This window comes from Streptomyces sp. NPDC005799 (assembly GCF_040630525.1).
Lineage (GTDB): Bacteria > Actinomycetota > Actinomycetes > Streptomycetales > Streptomycetaceae > Streptomyces > Streptomyces griseorubiginosus_B.
In genome coordinates this window covers 165,389-175,298 of record NZ_JBEXXQ010000015.1, presented here as the reverse complement: position 1 = coordinate 175,298, position 9,910 = coordinate 165,389, and the positions used below count along the sequence as shown (strand labels likewise).

The window sequence follows — 9,910 nt, the reverse complement described above, 5'->3', positions numbered from 1 at the left end:
CCGATGCTGATGTTCAACCTGACGGACCAGGTCAGGGAACAGATCCAGCACACCCTGTACAAGCTGCTGGTGCAGCGGCGGTCGGTGTTCTTCTGAGGTGAGGTCGTGGTCGGGAGGGTCGACGGGCGGAGTCCGGCGCAGCCGTGCGAAGCCCGCGGAGCGGTGCGAGGGCGGCAATGTGGATGGGTCGCTGGCCCGCCTGCTGGGCTTTCCGTACTTCCCGTTGACGCCGACCTTTCCGTGGCTTGGTCCTCTGGGCGCGATCCCGCTTCCCACCAAGTGGACGATCCAGTTCGGCGAGCCGATTCTCACGGATGGTTATCCGCCGGAGGCCGCGGAGGATCCGATGCTGATGTTCAACCTGACGGACCAGGTCAGGGAACAGATCCAGCACACCCTGTACAAGCTGCTGGTGCAGCGGCGGTCGGTGTTCTTCTGAACTTTCGGGGTTTCGGGTACGACGACGGGGGCGCCCTCCCAGGAGGGGCGCCCCCGTCGTCGTACTGGCTAGGAGTGCGTTTCCTCGCCGTTGATGCCCAGGCCGGGGAGGATGCCCGGGAGGAGGGGTGGGATGGTGACGTCCGGGTTGGTCGTGGGGGACTTGGTCTCGGACGGGGAGGCGCTGCCGCTGGACTTGGGCGGGTCGAGCAGGCCGCCCGTGTTGCCGCCGAGCAGGCCGTCGTTGCCGGTGGACGCCGACTTGCTCGGGTTGCTGGAGTGGCCGGTCTCGGAGGTGCCGTCGCCGCCCGTGCCAGGTGCCGTCGAGCCGTGGCCGGAGCCGGACGTGCCCGTCGACGCCGTACCCGAGCCGTGCCGGCCGCTGTCGTCGCCCTGGGCCGGGGGCTGAGGGAGCAGTGACTGCAGCGGGGCGACCTCTTCGTCTATGGCGGCGAACACCGACGACACCTGCTCACTGACGTCCCCGAGCTGGACGGGGAGTTTGTCGCGCAGGGCGCCCCAGGCCTCGCGGTGGGAGCGGGAGAAGGTGGAGAGGGCCTGGATGGGCCCCAGCTGGTGCGGGTCGCGCTCGTACGCCTCGTGCAGCAGACGGTGGCCCTCGCTCGCATCGTGCGTCATGCCCGACAGGGTGCGCCGGATCTCGCCCAGGGACTCGTGGTCGAGATGGCCGCCGCGGCCGCGGTCGAGCAGCCGACGGGCCTCGTTGAGCCGGGTGGAGGCCAGGTCGAGATAGGCCTGACCCTGCTCGTCGGTGCCGTCGGTGAGGTAGTTGAGCTTGAAGTCCTCGATGCCGCGCTTGAGGCCGTAGAGCGAGTCACCGGGCAGCGCGTCCGTGCTGGCGGCGGCGACTCCGCCGAAGGCTCCCGCGGCGACACCGACACTGAGCCCGCCCGCGGCGAGCCCCTTGGTCAGCCGGGATCGCGGACGCAGCTTGCCCAGCCCACTCGCCCGGTGCGAGCCCCGGGCTCGGTGGGAGCGTTGCTCGGGCACCCCAGCATCCGCCGCCTCGCCACCCGCGCCCTCCTGCAGCATGGCCTCGAACGCGGCCACCAGCTGAGCCCGCTGGACGACCTTGACCTCGGGGTCCAGCTCCGGCTTGGGCAGCTCGCCGAGGTCGACCACCAGGGCCAACAGCTCGGCCTGCTCGGTCCGCTCCGCCACCGGTGGCGGCGGTTCGGGCTGCTCGGCCGCCGCGTCCCGGTCGGGCTGCTCGTCCAGGGCCTGGGCGAAGGCGTTCGCCCGCCGGTGCGCCGATACGTTCGCGATCACTGGCGGCACCTCCTCTCGTCATGACGGTCGACTCCCCAGGGGGTCCTGAGGGTTGCACGCCCCGACGACATCCACACGATCGGGCGATCGGAGTCGGCCAGGGAGTGACCACAGGGAGCCTGCATCCCGCACAACGAGCGGCGCGGCACTTGGGTTACGGACGGCGGATGAACGGATCGAGAAGTCAACGGACTTTCACTGTGGGCGAGTTGGGCGTCACTGAGGGTGCCGGTCCCGGTGCCGGCTCAGCGGGCGTCGTCCGGCAGAAGACGGGCGAGGGTGCGGACGGCCCGGTACTGGAGCGTCTTGATGGCGCCCTCGTTCTTGCCCATCACGCGCGCGGTCTCGGCGACGGACAGGCCCTGCAGGAAGCGGAGCGTGACGCACTCCTGCTGCTGCGGGTTCAGTCGGCGCACGGCGTCCAGCAGCGCGGCGTTCGACAGGGACTCCAGGACGGAGTCCTCGGGCGAGCGCTCGACCTCGTTGGCGTCGAGCATCTCGCCGGTGGTGACCTCCAGCCGGAAGCGGCTGGACTTGAAGTGGTCGGCCACCAGGTTGCGCGCGATCGTGACCAGCCAGGCGCCGAAGTCGCGGCCCTGCCAGGTGAACGTGCCGATGCGGCGCAGGGCGCGCAGGAACGTCTCGCTGGTGAGGTCCTCGGCGGTGGCCTTTCCGCCGACGCGGTAATAGATGTACCGGTAGACGGTGTCGCTGTACTGGTCGTAGAGGCGTCCGAAGGCGTCGGCCTCGCCGGCCTGGGCGCGCTCGACCAGGTCCATCATCCGCGCGCTGTCGCTGTCCGCGGCCGGACGGCGGACGGTGGTGGCACCGGCCGTACGACCGCGTCTGCCGACGGCGGCGCCGCCGTCGGCGAGCGCGTAGCACGGGCCGACGGGGGTGGTGGCTACGGCGAGAGCGGGGACGGCGTACGCGGTGGGGACGAAGTCGCGCAGCAGCCGTTGGACCGTTGCGCGCAGCGTAGCCAGGCCCGAGGCGTCAACCCCGACGTGTGAGGACACGGGACTCCCAGAGGCAGAGCTTCCATCACGTGCAGTGCGGGACCGTTCACCCGTCGTAGCGACGGAGGGGTACCGGTTTGCGTCTGAGGAGAATAACGCTTCGTACAGGCGCTGCTACACCGAGTTGCTCAAATCATCGATTACGTCGCTTCTGTAACCGAATGACGCCCTGTCAACTGCCGGAGAGTGACCGGTTGTTGATCGGAAAGGATCGGGTTGGGGGTGGGATCAGGGCGTGTTGTGGCTGTGCGCCGACAAGAGGACTGTCGGCACAAGTAGGGGGGTACGCCTTTTGTTTTGGGTGCGCGTCCGTGGTGGTTCGTCCGTTGTGGTTGCTCGCGCCCACGCGGCGGAGCCGCACATCGGCGGACCCGCGCCCCTTCCGGGCGCGTTATCGCCGACGTCGGCTGATCGCGATCGCGGCTGCGGTGCCTCCGGCTACCGCACCTACGCCTGCCGCCGCCGGGATGCCGACCTTCGCGGCCTTCCTGCCCGTCCTGTAGTCCCGTAGGCGCCAGTCGAGGTTTCGGGCGTGTTTGCGGAGCTTGGTGTCCGGGTTGATGGCGTAGGGGTGGCCCACCAGGGACAGCATGGGGATGTCGTTGTGGCTGTCGCTGTAGGCGGCGCAGCGGGAGAGGTCGAGGCCCTCCGCCGCGGCCAGGGCGCGGACCGCCTCCGCCTTCGCGGGGCCGTGCAGGGGCTCGCCGACCAGCTTGCCCGTGTAGACGCCGTCGACCGACTCGGCGACCGTGCCGAGGGCGCCGGTGAGGCCGAGGCGGCGGGCGATCACCGTGGCGATCTCCACCGGGGCAGCTGTGACCAACCACACCTTCTGGCCGGCGTCCAGGTGGGCCTGGGCGAGGGCGCGGGTACCCGGCCAGATGCGCTCGGCCATGTACTCGTCGTAGATCTCCTCGCCGATCGACTGCAGTTCGGCGACGCGGTGGCCCTTGACGATGGAGAGCGCGGAGTCGCGGGCCTCCTGCATGTGCTCGGGGTCCTCTACGCCGGCGAGGCGGAACCACGCCTGCTGCCAGGCGAACCGGGCGAGGTCGCGGGTCTCGAAGAACTTCCGCTTGTACAGGCCGCGGCCGAAGTGGAAGAGGGCAGCACCTTGCATCACGGTGTTGTCCAGGTCGAAGAACGCGGCAGCCTTGTCGTCGCCGAGGACCGGGAACTCCGGTTCCTCCGGGGGGACGTCCTGCGAGGACTTGCGCGCGGCCTCCGCCGAAGCCTCGCCTGCCAACACGCTCCGCGCCGTGGCGGAGCGCCTACGGGGAGTGAGCCATCCGAGAGCGGCCATGCCCGTGAGCATAGCCAGTCTGTTCGGTGGTTCCGGAGTCGAGAGGTTTGGAGGCTGTGAACACTGCACGACCGTGTCGTTAAACAGGCGGGACAATGGCCGACATGGCTTCCATCTTCCGGCGTAAGCCCGCTCCGCACGAGCGGTTGGTCACTCTCATCGGCAAGCCCGACTGCCATCTGTGCGAGGACGCGCAGCTCGTCGTGGAGAAGGTGTGCGGCGAACTCGGCGTGTCGTGGGAGCAGAAGGACATCACACAGGACCGGGCTCTGTACGACGAGTACTGGGAGCAGATCCCGGTCGTGCTCGTCGACGGCAAGCAGCACACTTTCTGGCGGGTGGACGAGGGCCGGCTGCGCCGGGAACTGACTGATTAGTACAAGGCGGCCCGGAAGTCGCTTAGGATCGACGGAGATCTGGTCTCGGGGGCGGGATTCGCGAGGAGAGTGTCGGTTTTGCCCCCTGGGATGCGCCTGGGACGTGTGTGCGTGACCCCGGTCACGTTGCCCGGGCAAATCGGACACCATCTTTGTGCACGCGTTCACAAAGACATAGCCTGCATTCGACGGGGCGGTCCAGGAACGTGTGACCGCCTGCAGCCCCGCTCTACCCGCAGGAGCACCGTGGCAACTGGCCGAACTCACCGACCGGCGACCCGTAGCCGAGGGATTCCCGAGGCCACCGTCGCCAGGCTTCCGCTGTACCTCCGAGCCCTGACCGCACTGTCGGAGCGCTCGGTACCCACGGTCTCCTCCGAGGAGCTCGCGGCCGCGGCAGGGGTCAACTCCGCCAAGCTGCGCAAGGACTTCTCGTACCTGGGCTCGTACGGCACCCGCGGTGTCGGCTATGACGTCGAGTATCTCGTCTACCAGATCTCCCGCGAGCTGGGGCTCACCCAGGACTGGCCGGTCGTCATCGTCGGTATCGGTAACCTCGGCGCCGCCCTGGCCAACTACGGCGGGTTCGCCTCCCGTGGGTTCCGGGTCGCCGCGCTGATCGACGCCGATCCGGCGATGGCCGGCAAGCCGGTCGCCGGGATCCCCGTGCAGCACACCGATGACCTGGAGAAGATCATCGAGGACAACGGCGTGTCGATCGGTGTGATCGCCACTCCCGCCGGTGCCGCCCAGCAGGTCTGCGACCGGCTCGTGGCCGCCGGGGTCACCTCCATCCTGAACTTCGCGCCGACCGTGCTGTCCGTGCCGGACGGCGTCGACGTGCGCAAGGTCGACCTCTCGATCGAGCTGCAGATCCTCGCCTTCCACGAGCAGCGCAAGGCCGTCGAGGAGGGCGCGGCGACCGACGGTTCGCACCCGGCCGCCGCCCCGCGCGAGGAGTCCGCCGAGCAGGGACCCGACGGGGACGTACCCGCCGTGATGCCGGCATGAGTCTCCTCGTCGTCGGGCTGAGCCATCGCAGCGCCCCGGTCAGCGTGCTGGAGCGGGCCACGTTGGCGATGGACGCCCAGGTCAAGCTGTTGCAGGACACGGTCGCGGCGGAGCCGGCGAGCGAGGCGGCGGTGCTGGCCACGTGCAACCGGATCGAGTTGTACGCGGACGTGGACAAGTTCCACGCGGGGGTCGCCGAGCTGTCGACGCTGCTCGCGCAGCACAGCGGGGTGGGGCTCGACGAGCTGACGCCCTATCTGTACGTGCACTACGAGGACCGTGCCGTCCACCATCTGTTCTCCGTGGCCTGCGGGCTGGACTCGATGGTCGTCGGTGAGGGGCAGATCCTCGGGCAGATAAAGGACTCGCTGGCCAAGGCGCAGGATCTGCACACCGCCGGGCGACTGCTCAACGATCTGTTCCAGCAGGCGTTGCGGGTCGGGAAGCGGGCGCACTCCGAGACGGGGATCGACCGGGCCGGGCAGTCGCTCGTGACCTTCGGTCTTGAGCAGCTGGCCGCCGGTGCGGATGTGCAGGCGTGGGCCCGGGGGAAGAAGGCGCTGGTCATCGGGGCCGGGTCGATGTCGTCGCTGGCCGCGGCGACGCTGGCGCGGGCCGGGGTCGGTGAGGTGGTGATCGCGAACCGTACGGCTGATCGGGCCGAGCGGCTTGCGGAGATCCTCTCCGACGGGGGTGACACCGGGGTTGCGGCTCGGGCGATGGCGATGGAATCGGTGCCGGGTGAGCTGACACGTGCCGATGTCGTGGTGTCTTGTACGGGCGCTACGGGGCTGGTGCTGTCGGCTGAGGCGGTTGCTGCGGCGATCTCCGGGCGCGGTGTTCTGGACGTGCCGGGTGCTGTAGCCGGCCGGGAGGACGTCGCGCAGCCCGGCGTCGGCGAGGTGCCGCCCCGCTTTGGGTCGGGAGCCGCCCTGGGCGGCACGAATGCCCGCGGCTTGGGCGAGGGTGACGACGTGACTGCCCGCGGCTTGGGCGACGGCGACGAGAGCTGTCCGCTTGATCTGGCCCCCATACAGGCCGCCGCCGACTTCTCCGTGCTCGGGGAAGGGGCCGTGGCCGGGATGGCCGCCGCTGAGCTTGAGCAGCATGCTGCCTGGGTGGACAACGCGCCTCGGCCGCAGACGGGCGGGGCCGGTGCCTCGTTCGATCCCGCGCAGGACGCCGACGCCATCGTCGCGCTGGCCGCGCTCGCCGCCACCGTCGGACGGATCCCGGAGCGGCGTAAGCCCGAACCCGTCGTCGGGCCGCCGCGGCCCGCGCCCGTGCTGTTCCTGCTGGACCTGGCCATGCCCCGGGACATCGACGCGGCCGTGCACCGGCTGGGCGGGGTGCGGCTGGTGGACATCGAGTCGCTGGCCGAGGCGTCCGCGGACGCGCCGATGGCGGCCGACGTCGACCAGGTGCGGCGGATCGTCGCCGACGAGGTCGCCGCCTTCGGGGCGGCGCTCCGGGCGGCCCACATCACGCCGACCGTGGTGGCGCTGCGGACCATGGCCGCCGATGTCGTGGCGAACGAGATCGCGCGGCTCGAGGGACGGCTGCCGGAGCTGGACGACAAGCACCGCGCCGAGATCACGCAGACCGTGAAACGTGTCGTCGACAAGCTGCTGCACGCGCCGACCGTACGGGTCAAGCAGCTCGCGGCTGAGCCGGGCGGAGCCGGGTACGCGGACGCGTTGCGCACCCTCTTCGACCTGGACCAGGAGACGGTCGCGGCCGTCTCCCGCGCCGAGGGCGCCGAGGACGAACCCGAGAACAGCAAGGACCGAGGGCCGGCATGAGTGACAGGACACTGAGACTGGGGACCAGGCGGAGCAGACTCGCCATGGCCCAGTCCGGGCAGGTGGCGGAGGCCGTGAGCCGGGTGACCGGCCGGCCCGTGGAGCTGGTCGAGATCACCACGTACGGCGACACCTCCCGCGAGCACCTCGCGCAGATCGGCGGCACCGGCGTGTTCGTCACGGCGCTGCGCGACGCGCTGCTGCGGGGGGAGGTCGACTTCGCGGTTCATTCGCTGAAGGACCTGCCGACCGCGCAGCCCGAGGACCTGGTCCTGGCCGCCGTACCGGAACGCGAGGACCCGAGGGACGTCATCGTCGCCCGGGACGCGCTGAAGTTCACCGACCTGCCCCGCGGGGCGCGGATCGGGACGGGTTCGCCGCGACGGATGGCCCAGCTGAACGCGTACGCGCGCGGGCACGGGCTCGGCATAGAGACCGTGCCGATCCGGGGGAACGTCGACACCCGGATCCGGTACGTGCACGACGGTGAGCTGGACGCCGTCGTCCTGGCCGCCGCCGGCCTGAGCCGGATAGGCCGGATCGACGAGGTCACCGACTTCCTGTCGATAGACACAGTTCTGCCCGCCCCCGGCCAGGGGGCCCTGGCGATCGAATGCGCCGCGGACCACGCGGACCTGATCGCCGCGCTCGGCGAACTCGACGACCCGTACACCCGGGCCGCCGTGACCGCCGAACGGTCACTGCTCGCCGCCCTGGAGGCCGGCTGCAGCGCCCCTGTGGGCGCGCTGGCCGACCTTCTGGCCGACGGGCAGATTGTCAAGGAAATGCGCCTGCGAGGCGTCGTCGGCACGACCGACGGCGTCCGTACGGTGCAGCTGTCCACCACCGGTCCCGTGCCCGAGACATACGACCAGGCAACGGCGCTCGGCCGTGAGCTCGCGGCCGAGATGCTTGCCCAGGGCGCGGCCGGTCTGATGGGGGAGCGAGCACAGTGAGCCCCACCACCCTTCCCACCGGCCTCGATCACGGGCACGTCACCTTCCTGGGTGCCGGACCCGGGGATCCGGGACTGCTGACTCTGCGCGCCGTGGAGGCGCTGGCGAACGCGGACGTCCTCGTCGCCGAGCACGACGTGCTCGACGTGGTGCGCCAGCACGCCAGGCAGGGCGTCGCCGAGGTGCACACGGACGGGGGTCCTTCGTCGGACCCTGTTCCGGGCACGGGCACACCTCAGCTGGCGGTCGTTGACGGCACGTCAACAACCGTTGGGGCCCCCGCGGTACGGGATGCCGCACATCTTGTCATGGAGGCCGCGCGGGGCGGCAGGCGGGTCGTCCGTGCGGTGTCCGGGGACCCCGGCCTGGACGCCTACGCCGCCGAGGAGATGCTGGCGTGCGTCCGTGAGGGCGTTCCGTTCGAGGTCGTGCCGGGTGTCGCCGCGGCCGTCGGCGTGCCCGCGTACGCCGGTGTCCCTCTGCGGGACGCCGAGGGCGCGGACGTGCGGTTCGTGGACGCCCGTACGGCCTCCGACCGGTGCTGGACGGAGGTGGGCGCCTCGGACGGCACGGTCGTCGTCTCCACGACGCTCGACTCGGTCGGCGCGGCGGCGGGTGAGCTGGTGTCGGCCGGCCGTAAGCCGGACACCCCGATGACCGTCACGGTCGCCGGTACGACCACCCGGCAGCGGACCTGGACCGCGACGCTCGGCACGGTCGCGCAGACGCTGAAGCAGGCGAAGGTGCTGCCCTCGCCGGACGGCGGCCGGCCGGTGATAGCCGTGGTCGGTGAGCGTTCCGCCGCCGCCCAGCGCGACCAGCTGTCCTGGTTCGAGAACAAGCCGCTGTTCGGCTGGAAGGTTCTCGTGCCGCGGACGAAGGAGCAGGCGGCGTCGCTCTCCGACCAGCTGCGGTCCTACGGGGCCGTGCCGCACGAGGTCCCGACGATCGCCGTCGAGCCGCCGCGCACGCCCCAGCAGATGGAGCGGGCCGTGAAGGGGCTCGTGACCGGGCGCTACGAGTGGATCGCGTTCACCTCGGTGAACGCCGTCCGGGCCGTACGGGAGAAGTTCGAGGAGTACGGGCTCGACGCCCGCGCCTTCGCGGGGATCAAGGTCGCCGCGGTGGGCGAGCAGACGGCGAAGGCGCTGGTCGCCTTCGGCGTGAAGCCGGACCTGGTGCCGAGCGGGGAGCAGTCCGCGGCCGGTCTGCTGGAGGACTGGCCGCCCTACGACCCGGTCTTCGACCCGATCGACCGGGTGTTCCTGCCGCGCGCCGACATCGCCACCGAGACCCTGGTCGCCGGGCTGATCGAGCTGGGCTGGGAGGTCGACGACGTCACCGCGTACCGGACCGTGCGGGCCTCGCCGCCGCCGGCGGAGACGCGGGAGGCGATCAAGGGCGGCGGTTTCGACGCTGTTCTGTTCACGTCGTCCTCGACCGTGCGGAATCTCGTGGGCATCGCGGGCAAGCCGCACAACGTGACGGTGATCGCCTGTATCGGTCCGGCCACCGCGAAGACCGCCGAGGAGCACGGGCTGCGGGTGGACGTCATGGCCCCGGAGCCGTCCGTGCACAAGCTGGCGGAGGCGCTCGCCGACTACGGCCTGCGCCGCCGTGCCGCCGCGCTGGAGGCCGGGGACCCGGTGACCCGGCCGAGCGAGCGACGGCCGGGGGCCCGGCGCCGCCGGACGACCTGAGGAGTCGGTGGAGC

The 9,910-nt window shown here is 70.9% G+C and carries 8 protein-coding genes and 2 pseudogenes; 7 read left to right on the top strand and 3 right to left on the bottom strand.

The features are described 5' to 3' along the window. Both ABZ453_RS17430 and ABZ453_RS17425 read left to right on the top strand, forming a co-directional pair. Window positions 1-96 (top strand): annotated as a pseudogene (locus ABZ453_RS17430) (glycerol acyltransferase); the annotation flags it as partial. A gap of 91 nt (window positions 97-187) precedes the next feature. Next, window positions 188-439: pseudogene (locus tag ABZ453_RS17425) on the top strand (glycerol acyltransferase); the annotation flags it as partial. Between the two features lie 68 nt (window positions 440-507). Here ABZ453_RS17425 and ABZ453_RS17420 read toward each other — a convergent pair. From ABZ453_RS17420 to ABZ453_RS17410, 3 genes are all read right to left on the bottom strand, one after another. Beyond that, a complete protein-coding gene (locus ABZ453_RS17420; RefSeq protein WP_359015814.1) occupies window positions 508-1,728 on the bottom strand; it encodes a DUF5667 domain-containing protein in 1,221 nt (406 codons plus the stop codon). Between the two features lie 245 nt (window positions 1,729-1,973). Beyond that, a complete protein-coding gene (locus tag ABZ453_RS17415; RefSeq protein WP_133043502.1) occupies window positions 1,974-2,747 on the bottom strand; it encodes an ECF subfamily RNA polymerase sigma factor, BldN family in 774 nt (257 codons plus the stop codon). Window positions 2,748-3,138: 391 nt separating this feature from the next. Continuing rightward, a complete protein-coding gene (locus ABZ453_RS17410) occupies window positions 3,139-4,050 on the bottom strand; it encodes an HAD-IB family hydrolase (protein WP_359015813.1) in 912 nt (303 codons plus the stop codon). A gap of 95 nt (window positions 4,051-4,145) precedes the next feature. Between ABZ453_RS17410 and ABZ453_RS17405 the strand changes: the two genes are divergently transcribed. From ABZ453_RS17405 to ABZ453_RS17385, 5 genes are all read left to right on the top strand, one after another. Then, a complete protein-coding gene (locus ABZ453_RS17405) occupies window positions 4,146-4,427 on the top strand; it encodes a glutaredoxin family protein (protein WP_356950077.1) in 282 nt (93 codons plus the stop codon). A 246-nt stretch (window positions 4,428-4,673) separates the two neighbouring features. Then, window positions 4,674-5,438, top strand: a complete 765-nt coding sequence (locus tag ABZ453_RS17400; RefSeq protein ID WP_359015812.1) for a redox-sensing transcriptional repressor Rex — start codon at window positions 4,674-4,676, stop codon at window positions 5,436-5,438. After that, window positions 5,435-7,240, top strand: a complete 1,806-nt coding sequence (locus ABZ453_RS17395) for a glutamyl-tRNA reductase (RefSeq protein ID WP_359015811.1) — start codon at window positions 5,435-5,437, stop codon at window positions 7,238-7,240. Before ABZ453_RS17400 ends, ABZ453_RS17395 begins: the two co-directional genes overlap by 4 nt. Further along, complete coding sequence (hemC, locus tag ABZ453_RS17390) at window positions 7,237-8,196, top strand: hydroxymethylbilane synthase (protein ID WP_359015810.1); 960 nt, start codon at window positions 7,237-7,239, stop codon at window positions 8,194-8,196. Before ABZ453_RS17395 ends, hemC begins: the two co-directional genes overlap by 4 nt. Beyond that, window positions 8,193-9,896 carry a bifunctional uroporphyrinogen-III C-methyltransferase/uroporphyrinogen-III synthase gene (locus tag ABZ453_RS17385; RefSeq protein WP_356950073.1) on the top strand — a complete coding sequence of 568 codons (1,704 nt, stop codon included), beginning with the start codon at window positions 8,193-8,195 and terminating at the stop codon, window positions 9,894-9,896. Before hemC ends, ABZ453_RS17385 begins: the two co-directional genes overlap by 4 nt. Window positions 9,897-9,910: the final 14 nt, after the last annotated feature.

Excerpts from the sequence above, each read along its gene's own strand:
- ABZ453_RS17395 (WP_359015811.1), top strand. The coding sequence starts at position 5,435 with ATGAGTCTCCTCGTCGTCGGGCTGAGCCATCGCAGCGCCCCGGTCAGC.
- ABZ453_RS17405 (WP_356950077.1), top strand. The coding sequence starts at position 4,146 with ATGGCCGACATGGCTTCCATCTTCCGGCGTAAGCCCGCTCCGCACGAG.
- hemC (WP_359015810.1), top strand. The coding sequence starts at position 7,237 with ATGAGTGACAGGACACTGAGACTGGGGACCAGGCGGAGCAGACTCGCC.
- ABZ453_RS17410 (WP_359015813.1), bottom strand. The coding sequence starts at position 4,050 with ATGGCCGCTCTCGGATGGCTCACTCCCCGTAGGCGCTCCGCCACGGCG.